The organism is Nitrososphaera sp. AFS (genome assembly GCF_009898475.1).
In the GTDB taxonomy this organism is placed as follows: Archaea; Thermoproteota; Nitrososphaeria; order Nitrososphaerales; family Nitrososphaeraceae; genus Nitrosopolaris.
This window is the reverse complement of the sequence record NZ_QURE01000034.1, coordinates 1-21,014: the sequence shown is the minus strand read 5'-3', so window position 1 is coordinate 21,014 and position 21,014 is coordinate 1. Positions and strand designations below refer to the sequence as shown.

General features: G+C 40.6%; 18 protein-coding genes, 1 tRNA gene and 1 pseudogene. 13 read left to right on the top strand and 7 right to left on the bottom strand.

Features of this window, described 5'->3' with window-relative positions:
* Both DYY65_RS05580 and DYY65_RS05575 read left to right on the top strand, forming a co-directional pair.
* A pseudogene (locus DYY65_RS05580) lies at window positions 1–2,638 on the top strand (adenosylcobalamin-dependent ribonucleoside-diphosphate reductase); the annotation flags it as partial.
* Window positions 2,639–2,993: 355 nt separating this feature from the next.
* On the top strand, window positions 2,994–3,431 hold the full coding sequence (locus tag DYY65_RS05575; RefSeq protein ID WP_162476991.1) for a hypothetical protein: 438 nt from the start codon (window positions 2,994–2,996) through the stop codon (window positions 3,429–3,431).
* Between the two features lie 222 nt (window positions 3,432–3,653).
* On the opposite strand, the gene DYY65_RS05570 is transcribed toward DYY65_RS05575, so the two are convergent.
* On the bottom strand, window positions 3,654–4,736 hold the full coding sequence (locus DYY65_RS05570; protein WP_162476990.1) for a lysylphosphatidylglycerol synthase transmembrane domain-containing protein: 1,083 nt from the start codon (window positions 4,734–4,736) through the stop codon (window positions 3,654–3,656).
* A gap of 145 nt (window positions 4,737–4,881) precedes the next feature.
* Between DYY65_RS05570 and DYY65_RS05565 the strand changes: the two genes are divergently transcribed.
* Both DYY65_RS05565 and DYY65_RS05560 read left to right on the top strand, forming a co-directional pair.
* Window positions 4,882–5,667: an ATP/GTP-binding protein gene (locus tag DYY65_RS05565; RefSeq protein ID WP_236561689.1), complete on the top strand. Its 786-nt coding sequence runs from the start codon at window positions 4,882–4,884 to the stop codon at window positions 5,665–5,667.
* Window positions 5,667–6,620: a homoserine kinase gene (locus DYY65_RS05560; protein WP_162476988.1), complete on the top strand. Its 954-nt coding sequence runs from the start codon at window positions 5,667–5,669 to the stop codon at window positions 6,618–6,620. The genes DYY65_RS05565 and DYY65_RS05560 overlap by 1 nt, the downstream gene beginning before the upstream one ends.
* Before the next feature lie 38 nt (window positions 6,621–6,658).
* Here DYY65_RS05560 and DYY65_RS05555 read toward each other — a convergent pair whose 3' ends face one another.
* Both DYY65_RS05555 and tes read right to left on the bottom strand, forming a co-directional pair.
* Window positions 6,659–7,507: an enoyl-CoA hydratase-related protein gene (locus DYY65_RS05555; RefSeq protein WP_162476987.1), complete on the bottom strand. Its 849-nt coding sequence runs from the start codon at window positions 7,505–7,507 to the stop codon at window positions 6,659–6,661.
* 153 nt (window positions 7,508–7,660) lie between these two features.
* Window positions 7,661–9,373, bottom strand: coding sequence for a tetraether lipid synthase Tes (gene tes / locus DYY65_RS05550; RefSeq protein WP_201449356.1), 1,713 nt, complete (start codon window positions 9,371–9,373; stop codon window positions 7,661–7,663).
* 425 nt (window positions 9,374–9,798) lie between these two features.
* On the opposite strand from tes, the gene DYY65_RS05545 reads away from it, so the two are divergent.
* The 3 genes from DYY65_RS05545 to DYY65_RS05535 all read left to right on the top strand — a co-directional run bounded on the left by DYY65_RS05545 (window position 9,799) and on the right by DYY65_RS05535 (window position 12,578).
* On the top strand, window positions 9,799–10,587 hold the full coding sequence (locus tag DYY65_RS05545; protein ID WP_162476986.1) for a TrmB family transcriptional regulator: 789 nt from the start codon (window positions 9,799–9,801) through the stop codon (window positions 10,585–10,587).
* Between the two features lie 406 nt (window positions 10,588–10,993).
* Window positions 10,994–11,422, top strand: a complete 429-nt coding sequence (locus DYY65_RS05540; protein WP_162476993.1) for a hypothetical protein — start codon at window positions 10,994–10,996, stop codon at window positions 11,420–11,422.
* Between the two features lie 61 nt (window positions 11,423–11,483).
* Window positions 11,484–12,578: a pelota family protein gene (locus tag DYY65_RS05535; RefSeq protein WP_162476985.1), complete on the top strand. Its 1,095-nt coding sequence runs from the start codon at window positions 11,484–11,486 to the stop codon at window positions 12,576–12,578.
* Between the two features lie 41 nt (window positions 12,579–12,619).
* On the opposite strand, the gene cutA is transcribed toward DYY65_RS05535, so the two are convergent.
* The 3 genes from cutA to DYY65_RS05520 all read right to left on the bottom strand — a co-directional run bounded on the left by cutA (window position 12,620) and on the right by DYY65_RS05520 (window position 14,859).
* Window positions 12,620–12,958, bottom strand: coding sequence for a divalent-cation tolerance protein CutA (gene cutA, locus DYY65_RS05530; RefSeq protein WP_370519301.1), 339 nt, complete (start codon window positions 12,956–12,958; stop codon window positions 12,620–12,622).
* Between the two features lie 116 nt (window positions 12,959–13,074).
* Window positions 13,075–13,704 (bottom strand): Snf7 family protein, encoded by a 630-nt coding sequence (locus DYY65_RS05525; protein ID WP_201449355.1) that lies wholly within the window; start codon window positions 13,702–13,704, stop codon window positions 13,075–13,077.
* A 507-nt stretch (window positions 13,705–14,211) separates the two neighbouring features.
* Window positions 14,212–14,859: a proteasome subunit beta gene (locus DYY65_RS05520; RefSeq protein WP_162476983.1), complete on the bottom strand. Its 648-nt coding sequence runs from the start codon at window positions 14,857–14,859 to the stop codon at window positions 14,212–14,214.
* A gap of 178 nt (window positions 14,860–15,037) precedes the next feature.
* Here DYY65_RS05520 and leuC point away from each other — a divergent pair, with 178 nt between their 5' ends.
* The 3 genes from leuC to DYY65_RS05505 all read left to right on the top strand — a co-directional run bounded on the left by leuC (window position 15,038) and on the right by DYY65_RS05505 (window position 18,042).
* Window positions 15,038–16,459, top strand: coding sequence for a 3-isopropylmalate dehydratase large subunit (leuC, locus tag DYY65_RS05515; RefSeq protein ID WP_162476982.1), 1,422 nt, complete (start codon window positions 15,038–15,040; stop codon window positions 16,457–16,459).
* Window positions 16,460–16,494: 35 nt separating this feature from the next.
* On the top strand, window positions 16,495–17,088 hold the full coding sequence (leuD, locus tag DYY65_RS05510) for a 3-isopropylmalate dehydratase small subunit (protein WP_162476981.1): 594 nt from the start codon (window positions 16,495–16,497) through the stop codon (window positions 17,086–17,088).
* Between the two features lie 863 nt (window positions 17,089–17,951).
* Window positions 17,952–18,042 (top strand) — tRNA-Ala (locus DYY65_RS05505).
* A gap of 395 nt (window positions 18,043–18,437) precedes the next feature.
* Here the strand turns inward: DYY65_RS05505 and DYY65_RS05500 are convergent.
* Window positions 18,438–18,710, bottom strand: a complete 273-nt coding sequence (locus tag DYY65_RS05500) for a hypothetical protein (RefSeq protein WP_162476980.1) — start codon at window positions 18,708–18,710, stop codon at window positions 18,438–18,440.
* Window positions 18,711–19,020: 310 nt separating this feature from the next.
* Here DYY65_RS05500 and DYY65_RS05495 point away from each other — a divergent pair, with 310 nt between their 5' ends.
* The 3 genes from DYY65_RS05495 to DYY65_RS05485 all read left to right on the top strand — a co-directional run.
* Window positions 19,021–19,893, top strand: coding sequence for a sulfurtransferase (locus tag DYY65_RS05495; RefSeq protein WP_162476979.1), 873 nt, complete (start codon window positions 19,021–19,023; stop codon window positions 19,891–19,893).
* 23 nt (window positions 19,894–19,916) lie between these two features.
* A complete protein-coding gene (locus DYY65_RS05490; RefSeq protein ID WP_162476978.1) occupies window positions 19,917–20,231 on the top strand; it encodes a hypothetical protein in 315 nt (104 codons plus the stop codon).
* A gap of 64 nt (window positions 20,232–20,295) precedes the next feature.
* Window positions 20,296–21,014, top strand: a 719-nt coding sequence (locus DYY65_RS05485) for a ferredoxin (protein WP_162476977.1), incomplete at its 3' end; no start/stop codon positions are given.

The following is a 21,014-nucleotide window of genomic DNA, read 5'->3' as shown; positions in this document are numbered from 1 at the left end:
GATGCCATTTATAAAGCCCTAGTTGCTACTGGCAAACCAGACTTTTCACTTTCCGAAAAGCTGGCCAATAAAGTGGTCCAAAAATTGGTACATCATGGATATGGATCTCTTGAGATCCCAAGCGTTGAAGATGTACAGGATGTTGTAGAATCGATTCTTATCGAAGAGGGTCTTTCAGAAACAGCGAAGGCATTTATTTTGTACAGGCATGAGAGACGTAAGCTTCGCGATGAAAAGATGAAGATATTAAACAAGAGGGTCTTGGATGAGGTAGACAAGTCATTTGATATTAATTCTCTAAGGGTTTTAGCAGCTCGTTATTTGCTGAGAAATGATAGTAATGAAATAATTGAGGGTCCAAAGCAAATGTTTGAAAGGGTATCTATTCTGATAGCCATTCCTGATNATATTCACGTTGTCAAAGGATACAAATCAAGCTGCAGACATATCAGAAGCTGAGAAATATTATAAAAAAATGAACGACTTTGATCTCAAGCTGAAGATTGACAACTACTATTTAAATAAATTTCATTTTGAGGCTATAATCAGACATTACTGCGAACTCGCCAGGGCTGGGCATATGAAGATTGGTTTTAAGGAATTGCTTAAATTAATCGCAGAGGGCACTTTTGTTGCATACGGAGAAAAAATCAAAGAGTACTATAACCTAATGATTTCGAGAGACTTTCTTCCTAACACGCCTACTCTGATGAATGCAGGCGCAGGTTTAGGGCAACTTTCAGCTTGCTTCGTTCTTAACATGCCCGATGATATGCAGGGTATCATGGAATCTTCCACCGACGCAGCGATGATTTTTAAATCCGGAGGAGGAGTTGGGATAAACTACTCAGATTTAAGACCAGAAGGAGACATAGTTGCATCAACGTCTGGTGTTGCATCTGGACCTACCTCTTTTATGCGCATTATTGACACCATTACAGATGTTGTGAAGCAAGGCGGAAAGCGAAGAGGCGCCAATATGGGCATCTTAGAAGCATGGCACCCTGATATTGAGAAATTTGTAACAGCAAAAACGAAGCCTGGCATATTTGAAAACTTTAATGTCAGTGTTGGAGTTTGGGATGATTTTTGGCAGTCCCTCATAGACAGAAATAAAAGCGGCAAATATACCCTTCGCAATCCAAGAACTCATGAAGCCATTAAGCAGATTGACTCACATGCGTTAATAGATCTAATTTCGTTAAGTGCATGGAAGAGTGCAGAGCCTGGAATCATCTTTTTTGACAACATAAATAAATACAATCCTTGCCTCACTGCTAAAGGTGGACCGCTAAGGGCCACAAATCCATGTGGAGAGCAATCTCTTTATCCAAATGAATCATGTAATCTGGGCTCAATAAATCTGGCTAACTTTGTTAAGCGCAAAGCTGACGGAAGGTACGAATTCGACTGGCAGAGATATGAGCAAACAATCAGAAAGGCATCACGATTTCTAGACAACGTAATCGACGTAAATAAATATCCGGTCGACAAGATAGACATAAACACCAAACTCACCAGACGAATTGGTTTGGGCATCATGGGTCTGGCAGACTTGCTCTTCTTGCTTAGAATACCTTACAATTCGTCAGAGGGTTATGAGTTCATGAATAAGCTTGCAGAGGCAATGTCTTACTACAGCATGGAAGAGAGTGTTGCTATTGCCAAAGCAAGGGGTCCATTCCCTTTAATCCAAAAGACTGACTATATCAACGGAAAAATCCCCGTGGCAGGGTACTATGAGCTTCCAAGAGAAGCGCATTCGTATGACTGGAGCTCACTCATCGAAAAGATCAAGAAACATGGAATCCGGAATTCTTGGACCTCGACTATAGCCCCGACTGGGACCTTGTCTATGATTGCGGATACATCAAATGGCATCGAGCCTATTTTTGCGGTGGTTTTTGAGAAACGTGTCACTGTAGGCCGATTTTTTTACACAAACAGGATCTTCGAAACTGTGTTGCGAGAGAATAGTCTCTATGACGACGAGATACTCGGCAAGGTAGCAAATAACTACGGCTCAGCACACGGACTAGTGGAAATACCGGGCTGGATACAGAAGGTTTTTGTCACAGCGATCGACATACATTGGACAGACCATTTAATAGCTCAGGCAATATGGCAGAAGTGGATATCTAATGCTATAGCAAAGACAATCAATATGCCAGGAGATATTACTGCCGAGGATGTAAAGTGTGCTTACCTACTATCACACGACTTAGGTCTAAAAGGTGTTACGGTCTATAGAGATGGCTCAAGACATGAGCAGGTACTACATTTCACAGGTGAAAACAAAAAGCAGGAGGGATTTGGTGCCGTCCCAAGTCAATATGCGAGAAGATACATTCGAGAGAATATATCTGAATCACATATCCTGAAAGCCCTAGAGAAAATTTACAAGGACATACAAAGCTACGACCCTGAAGAACGTGAGGGAACTAAGATACTTCGTCCAGAAAGTCAGCAGATTCCAACAATTGAAATCACCGCAGAGTCTGTGCAAGCCCACCATCTCAACTCGCGGGAACTGATTTCACCAGAAGAATTATGTCCTAGTTGCACATCCAAGCTTATCATGACTGAGGGGTGCGACATGTGCATAGAATGCGGTTATAGCAGCTGCGTTTCAGGATAGTGCAAAACCTCCCTACTATCGCTCTATATCGAAGGAAAAATTGCACTAATTCTGTCAACCAGTTAAAGATACCCTCAAAAAAACCGGGTTTACTACACTAAGATGACCATAGTAACAATTATAATCCTTGCATGTCATTCTTTGCAAACAATGTCCTGTGTTAACTCCAAAAAAATTGTTCCTATCTGCTTTAAACCTGAGCAAGTAAAGATTTTAGAGCGGTATGCAAGGAGCAAAGGTGCTTTGACCGTTGGTCAAGCGATCGAGAATTTAGTAAGTGCGAATTAGTGTGCAGAATAAATTGCATTGGTACCATATCGGAGTGACCTCGTGTCAGTTTTAGAAAGTGCCTACTATGGTCAGAGCCAAGGCTAATTCGAACAAACATAGCGAAGAAAATCTGCCCGAATGGGCAGAAGATGAGATAAAATCAGTCCAATTTGAGAACGAGCAAGTTATCAAAAGATCTGGATACATCTTGGATACGTATCAGGAAGATAGTAAAATCGACATACAACTATACGAGCCCTTACCGGACAACAGGACAATAATAGAGGGTTTAGATGTTCCCAAGAGCATGGTTATAGCAGAATTCAAGAAGGGCGTTGTATACGAGTTTAAAATTAAAATGCTTAAAGGAGGTCTAAGTGCCAGACTCGTTGAGTTTTTGAAAACAAAATTTTTGCTTGACATGGCTGCCATATACAGATTTGAATTGGAAGATTTGCAGCTTATGGATATTGAATCTGATGCTCCGTCTACGGAAGGTCTTAACGAACAAGAGGAAACCTGAATTACAACTTACCTTCGCTGGCCCATATGCCTAACTTCTCGTCTTGCAGGGAAGCGTTAAATTCACTCTGTTCCTTGTGCAGTAATTCTATAAAATTAGGTCAGAACGATATAGCCACTTGGCCTAATCCTGGGTACGGCTCTGATTAATCAGAGACTACTCTACCGAAAAACAAATGTTAGTTATTTGAGTGTGTTAGAATATTTGATCTGCACTTCGTTCTTAGCTTCTACCGTCTTCTGTTCTGCTGGTAGAACGGCGATTATGTGAATCAAACTTCTTTGCTAAAGATCTGAAGGAATTTTTCGTCGTTGTGACCTTCATAAGCGCAACCCACATGATGATAAGTGGCACATGGTAGGAAGCTATTCTCCATGCTACTATCAGACTTAGATGGGAATCTTTAACAATATTCGCAAAGGAAGGAATCCCTGTAAAATGGGAAGTATAAGCCCATATACCTAGTTCTGCGAGTCCTGATCCTCCCACTGTGATGGGTAATGTCGATAATGCTGTAGATGCAGACGTTGCCATCAGAGAATCAAATAGACCCAATCTGAAGCCCACGGCATTTGCCAATATCAAGAATGAGACCCCTTGCAGTAAGAATGCTATGAAGGTTATCGCGAGCCCCATGGAAAAGATTTTGACGGCCCATATAGAATTAAAGTTCTGACGACTCATTTTGCACAAGTCGAAAATAGCATTGTTTGTCGAGCTAACTAATTGCTCTGCTCTTCGTGGTGGGATGAATTTTTGCAATAATTTTGTTGAAAAAGAAGGCAAACGAAGAGTTCGTTTTGCAGAAAAAATGAGCAGCAGCAGCCAAAAGACGAATGTGGGAACTGCAACTAAAATAACTGCTATCCCGATAAAGTCATTTCCTCTAAAAAGGGCAATACCCCCTGCAATAAAAGCGAGTACCGTTCCCACAAAAACGTCAGCAATAATCTCCATTGTAGTCACCCACGCAGCATTTCCAGGAAGCACGCCATTTTTGGTCAAAAAGGCGATTCTAACAATTTCTCCACCTACATACGAAGGCGTGGTTTGAGTCACAAATTCACCCGCTAATCTCACCGTGATTATTTTGCTAGTAGAACTTACATTATTTCCAATAAATTTTCTGACAAAGTAATCGAATCGAAATGCTTGAAGCATGATCCTCCCAATGACAGAAGCGGTAGACAATATAAAGGGAACAATGCCTACCGCAAAAATATCGGTTGGAGAAACATGAGTTGTGAAAACCATTATAAGTAAAGGAACAACACTCACCGGTATTGCAAGGAGTCTCCAATTCAAAAGTGGTCCATTACCTTAAAACTCTGGGCCTATAATAGTTAATTGAAATGGATTTATTACCTCGTCTGACTCGAAGTTGTGTATAAACTATTCATAGCTTACTAGGACTACAATGTCTCAATTTGGAAAGTAAATATACGATGCGATGCCAAGAATGACTCAAAAAATGAACGCAATATTTATCACTGGCACTGCGGGATCCGGAAAATCATTACTTACGTCAAGATTACTCCAATGGTATATCGATCGCAGGTGCTTCCCCATTAGCATTAACCTTGATCCGGGCGTCGTAAATTTGCCGTATAGACCTGATGTAGACATCAGAGATTTTATAGATGTTAATACGTTAATGGAAACTTACAATCTTGGACCAAATGGATCTGTTATCATGGCGAGCGATATGATTGCAACTAGAATTGACGAGATTCAAGATGAGGTCAATAGTCTAAATCCTGATTATATTTTCTTTGATACACCTGGACAAATAGAACTATTTGCATTTAGGATAAGCGGCTCATACTTTGTGTCACATTTACAATGTGATAATAAGGTTAATCTTTTTCTGTGCGATGGCATGTTGATGTCCACTCCAATAAACTTTGTTTCAATCCAGTTACTTGCATCTGCAGTAAAATTAAGATTAAAAATAGCCCAGATCAATATTTTAACAAAGCGCGACCTACTAGCAGAAAAGTTAAAAGAAGTTTTAGGCTGGGCTGCGTCTAATATTTCACTGGAGTCTTCTCTAGACAAAGAGAAGGATTCGGAATACTCGCTATTGACAAAAGATCTGTCTAGAACTATGAATAGATCTGGCTTACCTCAGAATCTCATAGCTGTCTCGGGGTCGGATTTGAACGGGATCGCCAATTTATCTGCAGCGCTGTCAAGAATTGTAAGTCAAGGAGAAGAATGCATAGGTGGCACCTAATGGAGCACAGACAAGTGACAGCCACTGCTCCGTCGTCTACAGCGAATTTGGGACCAGGGTTTGATGTCTTTGGATTGAGCCTGGAAGCATTTGAGGATAAGGTTACGATAAATGCACGGAGCGAACAATCTGAACAAATAGTGATCAAAGTTTTGGGTGAAGGATCTTCTTCTATTTCTGCGAAAGTAGAATACAACTGTGCAGGCGTGGTTGTAAGGCAGATGTCTAAAGACTTTGGGGTTAAAAATCATCTCGATATCACGCTTGAGAAGAACATTCCCGCAGGAATGGGGCTTGGAAGCAGTGCAGCCTCAGCTGTTGCCGCTGCAATGGCATTCAATAGACTATTTGATCTCGGAATCGAAGCGAATAGATTGCTGGAGTATGCAGCCGAGGGCGAAGTTATCAGTGCAGGAACCAAACATTTTGATAACGTTTCTGCATCTCTCCTCGGTGGATTTGTATTAGTAAGAACCTATCCTAGAATAGAATTTATCAAAGTTGATGCACCCAGAGATCTGTTTACCGTAGTCGCAGTTCCCTCACTAAAGGTACCCGAGAAAAAAACTGAGCTTGCACGTCGTGTTCTGCCCAAACAAGTCCCATTGAAGAACGTCGTTCATAATGTCTCAAATGCAAGTACTATAGTTGCAGGTTTTCTCTTGAAAGATGTCGAGATGATTTCCAAAGGGATAGATGATTTAGTAGTGGAGCCCTACAGAAAAAAATTGATTCCTGGATATGATGCAGTCAAGAGAAATGCACTTCATTCTGGGGCCCTTGCGGTGACTATCAGCGGAGCAGGGCCCTCCATCATCTCATTTTTAAAAAATAGAAAAAATGCAAAGCAAGTTGCAACTTCGATGTCCGAGGGGTTCAAGGAAGGCAAGCTCGAATGCAGAACATTCGAATGTCGAATTAGCAAAGGTGCAAGAATAGTTTCTACGACTTGACTAGGCTACTACAGAGTATCCATCTTATCTGTCGGTTATTACTTTTTGCTTTTGTTGAGAAATGCTGACATCATTTTTTCCCTATCCTCATGAGCAAAGCATAATGCCCAACCATAGATTTCTAAGCGCAATCCTGTGCTTATATCTGCATCCATCCCTTTATTGATCAGCATCTTGCTAGTTTTTACAGCAATAAAGCTGTTCCTTGTGATTTGTTTAGCAAGTGTTAGACAGTCTTCCATGAGCTTTTTGTTGAGGATCCTTGAGATTTGCATCGAGCGCTCTTTCGATTTTGGGATGTCATCTTGAGTTTCTGGAGGTAGCACATCACCTTCTCCTAGCGCAACAACTTTGTTAACCAATCCTATATTTTGAGCTTCCTCAGCCGTCAATGTTTTTCCTGTAAAAATTAGCTCCTTAGCCTTTGCCGGTCCAACCAGCCTTAGCAATCGTTGAGTCCCACCCCAACCTGGCGGTATACCTATCGTTACCTCTGGCTGACCAAGTACGGCATTACTAGAGGCAATTCTGATATCACAAACCATTGCCAGTTCACAACCTCCACCCAGGGCGAATCCATTAACCGCAGCAATAACAGGCTTTTCTAATCTTTCAATTTTATTGAGCACCTCTTGTGCAGTAGTCGCATATTTCTCGGCCGCGATCGTCGAAATGTTGACCATATATGAAATATCAGCACCCGCGCAAAAGGATCTCTCGCCTGCACCTGTGATAATCACTGCTTTAATACCATCGTCCACCCCAATTATGTCTATTATTCGTGATAATTCAAGAATAACGTCAAGGTTGAGAGCATTTAGTGCTTCGGGCCTGTTGATTTTGATTACAGCGACATCGGCCTGAGGTTCCAATTGTATATAATTCATTGTGTGCAATTTGGAAGCAAGCCACTTCTTTCAAATAAACCTTTTCGAATCTAATATCAGTACAGGCAATGACAAAAAACGTTATGCTCTTCCCGCTAGTTTTCCGTTATCGGGCATCAAAATTGAAGAACGAGTGCGCTCAGTGCAAAAGTGTTAAGCCCCTGCCATAGAATTACGAAGCTCAACTCCCCTATGATCCTCCGCTGGGCCTGATTTTTCGGCAGCTGCTTTGTGCATTTCAGACACTGCACAACCCATTTGAGCATCAGCTTTACCTCTTCTCATCAACCCGCGGTACAAGCCGGCCTCTAAGGTTTGGCCGTGTGCCTTCTCCCACTCTTCCACAGGAATACTGTACTTCTTCTGTATTCTATCCCGATACCACTCAGGTATAACGTTAAATGCGCAGAACGGAATAATTCTCAAATCGGGAGTCAAATAATGGATGTCACATCTCTGAAGTCTTTCTAGATCTTCGTTGTACTTGTCCTGAAAATGCATCATTCCTAGGAAAAGTGATCTTCCATGCCAAGAGCCGACTGAATCAAAGTTTTGCTTTAGTAGGATACTGGAAAACATCTTCGCAAGATCTAAACCATCTGGTTGCTTAGTTTTGTCGATAAATTGGTTTAACTTGCGAACCACTTGTAGAGTCGTCCAGTACCTATTTGCTCCTGATTTGATTTCATCCGCTTTCTCTTCAAAGTATTCTAGCATACCCTTCAGATCCACGAATGAGGTAAGTGGAATCAGTTTCTTAGTTGATGCATCCTCAAAAAGATAGGTTCCTGCACCGCATGCAAAATGGATCGAAAGCTCATACTTTGGTTTCTTGCTGAAGGCTTCTATGACATTTGTTAAAGGCATACATGAAGGGACGGGAAACCATGCACTTGAAGGGATATCACCGTTGGTTTGTTCTTCAATGCGCTCAATGCAATCAGGTATAGTAATCCTATATTTTTCACGTTCCTTTTTAGTCATCCTGCCTGTCAGTGAAACAGGTTGGAAATTAACTGCGTGAACTACGTCCAAATTCTGCTGGGCATACCTAATTATCCCGCCCAATTCATGGTCATTAATTGATTTGATAACCGTTGGAACAAATACCACAGTCATCCCGCACTTGCGTGCTGATTCTAAGGTATATGGTACTTCCCAATGATTTTTGGGGTTTGTTCTCGGGCTAACCCCGTCAAAGGAAAGATATAGATTGCTGACGCCAGCAGTTCTTATCTGCCTCATAGTTTCTGGTGACAGAGCCAGTTTAATCCCATTTGTATTAAGCTGCACATGGTCTACGCCCTCTTCTTTCATTATCTTTATTACATCTGCAATATCATCCCTAAGCATTGGCTCGCCGCCGGTTATCTGAATCGAGTTGCCAGCTATTGGTCTTTCTGCCTTTAGCGTTTTCATCATAGCCCTAACTTGTTCATGGTTTGGTTCGTATAGATATGCACCCTCCAATCCTTTTTTGACATAGAAAAAGCAATACCAACAAGTCAGATCACACCTGTTGGTTATAATCATGTTAGCCAAGCCAGAATGTGAAAGATGATTGGTGCATAAACCGCAATTGGTCGGACAAGCGCACTTGTCTATCATTACGTTTGGAGCCTTGGCACCTTTTCCATCCATCCAATAGGTGCTGAATTTTTTATACATTTCATATGAACCGAAATATAGCTCCTCACACTCTCCGTGCGTTGGACAGGTTTTTGTCATGAAAACCTTGCCTTCTCGTTCGAAAACTTCTGCATCGAGGATCATGTTACAGTCTGGGCATATACTTTGAGTGTATCTTATAGAACGCCTAGAGCCAGAGCTCTTGGTGGACAAATTAGAAATTTGGATAAGTTCCATTCTACTAATCGACTCCTCTTCTTTCTCTCTTCTGTAGTGCTTAATATATAAATGTGAGCTGACAACTCCTAAGGTGATTAGTTACTTCCAAGACGCCGAACGTGGGTTGGTGTTAATGAATAAAAGAACTGCTAAAATTGTCTGGTGCTGATATTGACAAAGGATCTAGAACTATCGCATTATATTAATAGTTCTTAGATAATGGTAAACCAAGACCCTTCAGTCCTTCCAAGGAAGATATATAGATTCTTATCTGCTTGCGACTCGATGAGTATAGGGATTTTCGCTCATCGAATGATTTCACACCATCAGCAAACTTAATTCGTCAATTACAGCTTTGAATCGAAAAATATAGATCTATACAAGATGGCGGAATGCTTAAAACATACTTATATTGGTGATTCACGACAAATTCACATATTTAAATGAATATAAGTGACAAGTCAAGGAAAGCTATGGAAAGCCTTGGCTTAACTGGTTACGAAATTAAGGTGTATCTAGCTCTTGTTGAATCCGGTAAATCAACAGCATCTGAAATAAGCAAAAAATCTGGCGTTCCATATTCCAAAATATATGAGGTTCTTAATGGTCTTGAAGATAAGGGTTGGTCAGAATCTGACAGCTCTAGGCCACAGAAGTTCTTTCCCAGACCACCAAGTAGCGCACTTGAAGCTATGAGGATGCGCATCGAGAGCGGAATAAAAGACAATGAAAACTTAATCATAGGTGAGTTAATGCCGGTATATGAGAAGAGTGGACTAAGAGAAAGGCCAGAGATCTGGGTGGTTCGGGGCATGTACAATATAGCCGCCAAGGTGAATGAGATTGTTCAGACATGCCAACAGGAGTTACTGATAGCCCTGCCACAAGTCGTCGAGGACATCGCTAGACCAGTACAACCGATGTTGAGAATATTACATGATAAAGGGGTTAAAATAACTGTACTCGTATCCGAACAAACAAGCCCAGACACGGTTCGCACGATATCCAGAATCGCTGATGTAAGGTTAAAGAACAATATGTTCGGCGGGGGAGTGATAGGAGACAGTAGACAAGTAATGATATTGTTGGGTGAAGGAAAGAGTGAAGTTGGAAAATTTGAACCAATTGCAATATGGGCCGAACACATAGGCCTTGCAGGTTTTGCGAAGGATTATTTTCATTATTTATGGGCAGATGCAGCAAGCAGAGACCCAAATACAACAAAAAACTGAAAGCGATTGGGGGTTTGCATAGGAGACAGATCGAAGTGAAGAGTAGATTTCGTTCAAATAAGTGGGCATTCATATTACGAACTTCCTTTGAGTAAATCCTGGTTTGACACCAATGTCATTATTACATTTGAATTGGCTCAGTTTTTATTTATAGAGACAGAAGCTCTAAGATGGACAAACAATGACGAACCTAGCCCTACTGATCCGACAAACAGATGAGGAAGATCTTGAGTTTGGAGTTTGTCCTCATTGATTACATAAATGAGGTAAATTTTCAGCATTGTTTTACCTACTCATTTGCATAGTTCAGTGCTAGTCTGCTAATCTGATTTAACCAGTTCGATAATCTGTTGCCCCTATATCCTTTCATAACCTTGATAAGAACCTAAATGGTTTCAAGAACATGTTGGTTCAGATTGTCACTACTGCATCTCTTGAAAGCTTTCGTAAGTTTATCATTATTAGTACGTGCCGATCCTTTATTCCCGAAAGTTATCTACATGATTACGAAGTATTTCCTGAACGTGAAGAAGGTCAAGGTGCAATATATATCGAGGCAGCAGACAAAGTAACCCTCAAGAAAGTGAGGGAGATCACATTCGTAAACGCAAAGGAAATCTTGGGCATAATTTATTCATCAAAGAGCGGAAACACTCAGCTAAAATGGCGTCAAATCAGAAGAAGATCAGGCAAAGTATATGGCGTTGCATCAGCTAATGCACTCGTAAATTTGGTAGAGTCAGGCGTACTTACCCAAGAATGGGTGGACAATTATTTAAGATCTTCTCAAGACAAGAAAGAGAACCCTTCAATTCGCAAAGAAAAATCCGTCTAGAGCGAATTATGTTCCATCGATTAAGCAAGGTGTCTATGATTGGGACCCATTTGACCCTCACATGATAGTGAAGGAAGCTAAAGGGTACTCCGGCAGGGCCTATGTTATTATTCCCAAAGACTCTGATGATTTGTTTGCATTAAGAAGGACTATTAAAAGAGGAGATCTCGTTTTGGGTCAGACAACTAGGATAATAAAGCATGTTAAACAATACGGGCGTCCTGAGAAAGGGGACCGAGTCAAGGTAATGATCAGCTTACGAGTAGAAGATGTCTCTCTATATGATTCTGTCGATAGACTGCGGGTTACTGGAATTATAACTGATACTAATAACGAGAATGTGTCAAAGGGATCACATCATTCTATGACAGTACGCATTAACGACACAATAATGATTGAGAAAGATACGAAATGGCATGACACCGAGATAGGCATTCTCACCAGGTCAGGCATCTCTGAAGAATTCGTATTAGTGGCGATAGATACTCAGGAGGCTGCCGTCGCTAGGGTCTCTGGCACACATTTAGAAATGATCCCAAACACATATTCTGGGCAAAGCGGGAAGCGCTATCAATCAGCTCGGAAAAGCAATCCCAGTATCGAGAACTTTTTTTCAGATGTTGCTGGCACTATCCAAACCATCAAGAAAAATATTCAAGACAATTATTCCTCTAGAATAGTTATATTTGGACCGGGAGAAGCCAAACGAAAGCTCCTTAACTATCTTAACGCAGCGAAATCTCAATTTGAAAAAGAACAAATATCGGTAGTTGAAGGCGTAGATGTTGCTGGCGAGGACGGAATTTATGTATTCCTTCGTTCCACTGCACTCAAGGAAGTGATGAGCTCAAGTAAAATTTCGTCCGTTTCCTCAATTTTGGATGAAGTTTTGAAGCTGATTAGCAAAGGTGAGAATAAATACGCACTGGGCACGAAAGAGGTAAGTGAAGCTGCATCAATGAGGAATATAAAATCGGTTATCTTCTCTGACGCAATTTTCAAAAGCAATTATGATGAAGAAACTATCATGAACTTGTTGAACTTAATTGAATTGCACGGAGGAATGTTGTATGCTGTCGATTCGTCTACTGATCTAGGTCTTAGGGTTTCGTCACTAGGGGGGATTGTAGGTTTACTCAGATATTCGAAGTTATGAATCAAAGCAATAGCGTTTTCAACCTATCTAGGCCATTTGATTCAAGAGACAGCATTTGTAGATTGCATCATCCAATTCATATATGCATCTGAGACGTCATCCATAGTCAATTCTACAACTTCAGGAATTTCATAGGGATGCCTTAACTTTATTTCCGCCTTTAGCTCCTGAGAGTGCTGATTTGTAGTCTTAAAGATGGTAAGAAATTCTTCGGAATCTTCTACTTTGCCCTGCCATTTATACAAAGTTTTGATCCTGACATAATTGACGCAAGCACAGATTTTTTTATTAACGACTACCTCCAATGCTATTCCCCTTAACGATTCTTCCGAGGGAAAAGTGGACATTATTACGACTCCGGATTTCAGGTTCTTGGTCACATAAATCAACCCATCATCTGGGGATTAGGTTACATTTTCCCATAAATAATAGACAAGTCAACATGAAACAACATGAAACCACTGGGACCAATATTTGATCTTTAGCTTCGAAGCCATTATGCCTGTCCATTCAAAGATGAGCGTGAAGCCCTATTGTATCCTCCAACAGGTATATCAGGAAAATTGTCATTTATCCTTTGCTCTGCAATAGCATTGGCCTCAGCCAAAATTTTGTCTGTATCCTCGCCTCCCGAGCTAAATGTAAATGAAGTATTGCCAATCTCTCCAACATTCATCACTATATCATTAAAGGCTCCATTGATTTCACCTAATTCTATGTCCATTTCAGGCATAACATGAGACATCCCGGATTTTACTCGTGATAAAGCACCCATTGCCGGTGCCACGGTGTTCATTACGTCACCAATGTCGCTTGTGGACTCCAACCTAAAATGAACTTGCTCTAGAGCCATTTTGAATTGTGAGACCATCTTTATCGTCTTTTTAACCTCTACCAACTCACTGGAAAGCATTTTTCCCTGTATCATATCGTGTTTTTGTACGTTAGTCACAATTTGATCAAAAAGGGATTTTTCCCTTCTTTTCAGTTTTTCTAGGGTCGAATCTAATTTTTGATTTTGCAACGATATCTTGTTTTTACTTGAATCTATACGTGGTTTGAGGGGTTTCTGGACTCTCACACTTTCTCTGATTCGCTCAGAGGGATTCGGTTTACGTTCCTTCACCCAATTGCTGCTAAAGCTGGTCATCCGACATGATGTCAATGTAAGTGTCGTTAAATTACGATGTTATATTTGGCTAGCTAAATAGCTAAATTGATATGAGTTTACCTCTCAGGCTCTATAATACAAATACCACTCTGAACTTACGATAAGTAGCAGAGGAGTCAAAACAGGGCGGAGCAACAGAGATCGAGCCATTAACTATAACCCCTGGTACGCTTTTGTTTAGCACTTATCACGTACATCTATCCTCTACTACCAGCTTTATATTGGACTGCCCAATTATTAAAAAATTGGTCACATTGCTTCTGATTTTTTTAACCTATCTTACTCGAAGAGATCTCTAACTGGAGAAAATTTCGAACCCAAAAATTTCAAACGGGTGGGTCATACAGATACCTCATTACAGCTTTTTAGCTAAGTTACATCATACATTGTGTATCACATATCGGAAGGCTCGTAGTTACAGGTTCTAAAATGACATTCTAGTAAGCGAAGAATGGCATATATCTAATATACAGCACCGGCTGCCAGCTTAGCTTCCTTGGACAGCTCCCGATAACCGTTTTTATCGATGATAACCACATTTATTCCATCGCCGGTACCTGCGTTCCTCCGTATGGCAGCAGCTATCGAATGTATAGCTATCTTATAAGCATCGTCTACTCCCAAATCCGGTTTGAATTCCGATTCCAAATAACCATATGCGACTGGTGAACCACTTCCAGTAGAGATAAATCTCTCACTTGTCATAGAACCAAAAAGATCGATATTACAAATCTGTCCTTCTCCTTGGCCGTCATAACCGGCGATAATAATTTGGACAAAATAAGGGTAATATCGCTGATTAAACAATACATTTGAGCACAGCCTAGCAGCTGATCCGACCGGCAAAGGCTTTTTGTTTGAAATTCTGTAGATGTTTGCATTGTACCGCATAATATCTACAAGATTTTCCCCCCCAGCGATTGTCATTCCTAGATGATTATCAACTTTTTGAATCTTCATCACGTGTCTATCAGCAATAAAGAAGCCAGCACTAGCTCTTGTATCAGCGGCCAAGACCACCCCATCCTTGCAAGTCAGAGCACAGGTAGTTGTTCCTTTTTTGATATGCTCTTCCAGATATTCTCCGAAGCGATTATCATGTGGGTTCATAATTAATTACCCATGATCAGAATCACTCCTGATTTAAATATTCTCAAATTCATTTATTTTCAAATTTGCGATAGGAGGTAATTTTATAATTATCCCACAAGTTACGATGCAGGTTATTTAAATCTAGATTACTAATGATTATATTTCAGCGCATATAACTATTTAATATAGCTATTTAATGTCAAAGACTTTATTTGAGAAGATTTGGGACAATCATCTAGTAGCTCATGGTACTGAAATTGGAGGACCGTCTCTAATTTACATCGACAGACACCTTATTCACGAGGTGACCTCACCTCAAGCGTTTAGCGCCTTACGGTCAAACAATAGGAAAGTCAGAAGACCTGATCTTACATTTGCAACAATGGATCACAATGTCCCGACTACGGATAGATCTCTTCCTATAATTGATCTTAACGCATCTACGCAAATGCATCAATTGAGACAAAATTGTGAAGATTTTGGGATAAGGCTATTTGACCTCAATAGCCCAGAGCAGGGGATCGTTCACGTAATTGCTCCAGAGCTTGGGATCACTCTCCCTGGAATAACCACTGCTTGCGGAGATAGCCATACTTCCACTCATGGCGCGTTTGGCTCGTTTGCATTTGGTATAGGCACTAGCGAAGTTGAGCATGTACTCGCTACCCAATGTTTGTGGATTCACAAACCCAAAACTTTTGGAATAAATATTACAGGGATTCCTAAAAGTCCGCGTGCAATAACGGCTAAAGACATAATACTTTCATTGATTCGCCGAATAGGAACATCGGGAGCGACTGGGACGGTAATCGAATACTACGGCGAAGCTGTATCCAGGCTATCAATGGATGGAAGAATGACCATATGTAATATGTCAATCGAGGCTGGGGCTAGGGCCGGGTTAGTCTCCCCAGACAATACTACATTCGAGTACATTAGAGGTCGAAGATACGCACCCAAAGGAGAACAGTTTGAAAAGATTATGGCATATTGGAAAGATTGTATGACAACCGAACCTAGCGCACAATTTGACAAATCATTTAATTTGGATATATATAATCTTGCTCCGCAGGTTAGCTGGGGTACGAATCCCGCAATGGTCGTAGATGTTAATGGAGAAGTACCTTTTCCTAACAACTTTTCCAACGGAAGCGAAATTGAACGTAAAGCGGCATTAACTGCCTTAAAATATATGGCTCTGGAACCGGGGACGCCAATCGAAGAGATTCAGATTGATCGTGTGTTTATTGGATCGTGTACTAACAGTAGGCTGGCCGATTTGATAGAAGCAGCATTGGTTGCAGAAGGTAGAAAGGTTTCGCCTAATGTTAAGGCAATGGTTGTCCCTGGTTCACAACAGGTAAAAAAGGAAGCTGAACGATTAGGATTGGATAAAACGTTTATACAAGCTGGATTTGAGTGGCGAGAGTCTGGTTGCAGTATGTGTCTTGGAATGAACCCAGACATACTTGCACCAGGGGAAAGATGTGCCAGCACATCAAACCGCAATTTTGAGGGAAGACAGGGGAGAGGTGGAAGAACTCACTTGGTTAGTCCAATCATGGCGGCAGCAGCCGCGATAGAAGGTCATTTTGTCGACATCAGAGACTGGCTATAGATAGATTCAAAGGGAAATTGGTAGAATGAAGTGAAATGAAACCGATTAAAATAATCAACAGCAAAGTTACACCTATTGATATGGCTAACGTAGATACGGATCAGATCATACCCAAACAATTTCTTAAGTTAGTTCAGAGATCGGGCTTTGGGAAATTCTTGTTTTATAATTGGCGGTTTGATGAATTTGGCAACCAGAGACCCGATTTTGTGTTAAACAATGAGAGGTATAAAGGCCGCGAAATACTGCTGTCACGGGCCAATTTCGGTTGTGGTAGCTCTCGTGAACACGCAGTCTGGGCGATTGCAGATTTTGGGTTCAAAGCTATAATATCATCATCCTTTGCTGATATATTCTATAATAATTGTTTAAAGAATGGAATATTGCCTGTCATATTAGAAGAGACTGAGCTGGAGTGTTTGTTTGAAGTATCTGAGCGTGAGGAGGTTCATATAAATTTGGTACGTCAAGAGGTATCATTTTCTCATAAAACTCTGCATTTTCAAATAGACAACGCCAATAAGAGAAAGTTGCTAGAGGGACTAGACGACATAGATATCACGCTAACTATGGAGGACAAAATTATCGAGTATGAGCGAAACATGTCTGCTTTGACAACGCCTGCATAACGCATATAATTTGATATGTGGTACCAAGCACTTACTAAATGTAAGTCAATACTGATTATAGCGGATCCATAGAGTTTGTGCACGCCAAATTTGGTGGCTAGCTTTGGCACGATTCCTTTTAAATTCATATCTACTGAAATTGAAGCTCTGAGTGAGTTTAGAGACGCATGCAACATTGTCTTATTAAATATCATACACCTCAATCAAGGCCCCAATCACACTCTCTTGGTTTTGGTTTCTATTTTAGCCGAAACGTATTACGAAGGCTTCCAAAAAGCCCCTTTCGGTTTTCCTTCTTCTCTACTAATTTGAAACATTTAGGGCATAAAGCACGTAGGTTGATCGGACGATTATCTTTCACCGATCCGTTGATATGCTCAAAACTGGGATGGATACTAGGACTAAACTTCACAGAGCATTCTTGACATCTACGATTCGCTCTCTCTAGGACTGTTTGTCTGATACTCATTGTTAAATTTTCATATTTACTTTTATCGACTTTTCCAGCAGAATCTCCTCCAAAGAACGACAATATTTACTATAACTAACTACTCCAACTTATCTACTCCAACTTATTCCTTCTGGAAATAACCCCACTCTCCATAGGTATGACCTGATTTTGTCTTAATTATTCATGTATCAGGACCTGAAACAGAAGAAGTAGAAGCCATCTTCAAGCTACGATCAAGTATCTTCGAATCTGGATACATGCATGACATTAATAATAAGACGATTCGACGACAATACAAAATTATCCCCTTGGTCTACATCATTATAAACCTGCTGCGGGTCAGAAGATAGTTAACCTTGAGAGGTAAAAAATAAAAGATTAAAAATATCATCGTTAACTAGACTTAATGTCTGGGCCGGTAGTTTAGTCCGGTAGAATACCTGCCTTGCATGCACTTGCAGAGGAAACGTAGGTGGTCGTGGGTTCGAATCCCACCCGGTCCACACTGTATTCATGAATCCAAATGAATTCAAAGCACAGCATCGGATCAGTTCAAAAGTGGCTGTAAAATGTAATTGTATTTTCCTTTTTTGTTCCATTTCATTCACTAATAGATTGTAGCACAATTTCGAATTCAGCCTACAAAACACGAATCATTGGGGATTCACTGCAAATAGCACAAAGGAGTAGTGTTATACAACATACAAACAACTAGTTATACAACATACAAATAGTTCCTGAATGACGTTTATTTTTGAATTATGGCACAAACTAATGAATGGGATAATAACAAAAAATTTTTGTATAGAAGGCAATTTATGTTTTTCCAACAATAAAAAGTAGAGGATATATGATAATTCTCTTTTCCGTACAGGATCTAAAGAATTGACTTCACTACTTAATATGGCGTCGCCAAAACCCAGGGTGTTATATCTCCGATTACACAGATCGAGTGTAGACAATTTATATTCGTTAGATCGTTGTTGCAAAATGCCATGTTGCCTGTACACGTGTTGGCTTGATTTTCAGTGGTCCTGATATTTGTGCCGTTGCCATGTTTTTTATGATGGTTGCTACTTGCGTTTGCTTGTTGTAAAGGTATCGCCAAAGACGCACCTGTTACGAGTGCAGCCGATAGGACAACTACCATTGCTAAAGTCGTGTGGTTCACAATTCACTTTGATAACTCATAATATATTTGAAATGCTTTACAGTTAGTGCTAAGAAAAAATTAGGTAATTATAGCTATGATTTACCTCTGACCTATCCACTACTAAAAACGCTCGCGAAAATTTTTAACTCTCTGGAATTATTCAATTCCAAAATGCTCCCTAATACAAACCAGCTAATTTTGAGACTACTGGGGATTTGCATTGACCTTTCTAATTGGCAACGCAGTTTTGAGATGGGAATCCATGCAAAAATAGTACATGTAACCTGTAAGCAAAATATTTTAAGTACTATTAAAAGATAATATTCTCATGTCAAATGCTGCATCGTACTCCCATCCCGAAGTCTTATGTGAAACTGATTGGGTTGTGGAAATTATCAGTGCCGGAAACGAAAATGTTAGAATTCTAGAAGTTGATTATGATCCTGAAAATGCATATCGCCAGGGTCATCTGCCTGGTGCCCACTTGGTCTGGTGGAAGAAGGATATTAATGATGTATCACGCAGAGATATAATCAACAAGCGGCAGTTTGAGGAACTTATGTCCAAGTTGGGTGCTACTCCAAACACCGAACTCATCCTTTACGGCGATTTCAACAATTGGTTTGCAGCTTTCGCTTTTTGGGTGTTTCGATACTATGGCCACAATAAGATTAAGATAATGAATGGAGGAAGAAAAAAGTGGGAAATTGAGAAGCGGCCGTACACAACGGACAACCCAAAGCTAACAGCTAATAGTAATTCGAAATACTCGGCTCAACCTCCTGATGAAGGGGTCAGGGCTTATCTAGCAGACGTAAAACGGGCAATGGAAAAGGCAGAGGCTATTTTAGTTGACGTTCGTTCACCGAAAGAATTTTCTGGAGAAATTACTGCCCCTCCTGAATATCCGATGGAACATGCACAGAGAGGAGGCCATATTCCCGGGGCAATCAATGTACCCTGGGCGCAAGTAATTAATGAGACAGACGGGACATTCAAAAGCGCCAATGAGATTAGCTCGCTGTATCATGCAAAGGGAATCACTCCTGACAAAGAGGTCATCTCATACTGTAGAATAGGTGAGAGATCATCACATACTTGGTTCGTACTGAAATACCTTCTTGGTTATCCGTCAGTTCGCAACTATGATGGTTCGTGGACTGAATGGGGCAATATGATAGGCAATCCAATAGAAAAATAAGTGGAATAATCTAGGAAAGATTTATGGCAAACGATAAATCTCTTCCAATAAAGGGTAAGTTCTATTTAATCTACCAAGATGATGCCTCCAACATAATATTGGAAGATAGGACAAAACGCGGTTTGGAGGTGCGGGAAAGAAATTATGATGACAAATATAGCGTCGTAGCGGATAAGGGGATGATTCATGATGTTGACGGTATTGGTCATAAGGTTGGAATTAGGTGGTTTTTTCCTGAGTCGAAATACCAAATTACAGATGTTGTAAAATTTGCAGAGGAAATGGAGCAGAGATACAAGGCGATCCAAGAAATAACTTGCCCCGACGACACTAGTTAATAGAAAGCCTTTTAGGCCCTTCAAATTTAGCTATTTCGATGTCATCCTTGCTCAGGGACCGTGTTTGGATAATGTTATCAGAGATTGCGAAAAGGGGGGGGTTTACCCTTTACATGCTTCCAGATTAGGAATATTCAGATTGCCTGTAGAACTCATAGACTTTTCTGATATTTCTAGCGTTAGTAACGATTTGAAAAGTTCTGGGTTCAAAATGGATTCTTATGCAGATAGAATATATGCTACCCACAAATGGACCGAAAGTGGGCTCGATCCTCTAACTCAGAGAAAATTATCAGCTGATCTTTATGTCACAGTTGAAATAGTGACAGGTGAAGTAGTAGATTTGATATATCAGATCAAGCCATTGGAATTCTTTGGAGATTGTTATTGGGTTAGAAATTATAGACAGAAAGCCGATAATTATGCCAAAATGATAATCGATACGGCAATAAGGAACACAAAGATAGGAGACAAACTAATAGCTCATTATCAAAAGGCTGAAAAAATTTCGCTCGAAAGTGCGATAAGGAATTTAGAGAGTTTGACTCCTCTGGCTCATAACCCTAAGCCAAGAAGTGCAACAGCGGTCCCACCAGCCTCAGTTCCTGCTGTTCCACCCAAAGCTCCGGAGCCATCAGCTGAGGTTGCACCGAAAGTCCAGCTAGCTGCGATGGGGCCCGATAGTACTATTTCTCTTAGCGGTACTGGCACAAACTATTCTAAACAGGAAGGTCCTATCGACCCTGATTTCAAATCAAAAAGGCAGGTTGTTGGAACCTTTAA

Bases quoted from the DNA above. Each gene is read 5' to 3' on its own strand.
- DYY65_RS05575 (WP_162476991.1), top strand. From the start codon at position 2,994: ATGGTCAGAGCCAAGGCTAATTCGAACAAACATAGCGAAGAAAATCTG.
- DYY65_RS05565 (WP_236561689.1), top strand. From the start codon at position 4,882: ATGCCAAGAATGACTCAAAAAATGAACGCAATATTTATCACTGGCACT.
- DYY65_RS05560 (WP_162476988.1), top strand. From the start codon at position 5,667: ATGGAGCACAGACAAGTGACAGCCACTGCTCCGTCGTCTACAGCGAAT.
- DYY65_RS05555 (WP_162476987.1), bottom strand. From the start codon at position 7,507: ATGAATTATATACAATTGGAACCTCAGGCCGATGTCGCTGTAATCAAA.
- tes (WP_201449356.1), bottom strand. From the start codon at position 9,373: ATGGAACTTATCCAAATTTCTAATTTGTCCACCAAGAGCTCTGGCTCT.
- DYY65_RS05545 (WP_162476986.1), top strand. From the start codon at position 9,799: ATGAATATAAGTGACAAGTCAAGGAAAGCTATGGAAAGCCTTGGCTTA.
- DYY65_RS05535 (WP_162476985.1), top strand. From the start codon at position 11,484: ATGATAGTGAAGGAAGCTAAAGGGTACTCCGGCAGGGCCTATGTTATT.
- DYY65_RS05520 (WP_162476983.1), bottom strand. From the start codon at position 14,859: ATGAACCCACATGATAATCGCTTCGGAGAATATCTGGAAGAGCATATC.
- leuC (WP_162476982.1), top strand. From the start codon at position 15,038: ATGTCAAAGACTTTATTTGAGAAGATTTGGGACAATCATCTAGTAGCT.
- leuD (WP_162476981.1), top strand. From the start codon at position 16,495: ATGAAACCGATTAAAATAATCAACAGCAAAGTTACACCTATTGATATG.
- DYY65_RS05495 (WP_162476979.1), top strand. From the start codon at position 19,021: ATGTCAAATGCTGCATCGTACTCCCATCCCGAAGTCTTATGTGAAACT.
- DYY65_RS05490 (WP_162476978.1), top strand. From the start codon at position 19,917: ATGGCAAACGATAAATCTCTTCCAATAAAGGGTAAGTTCTATTTAATC.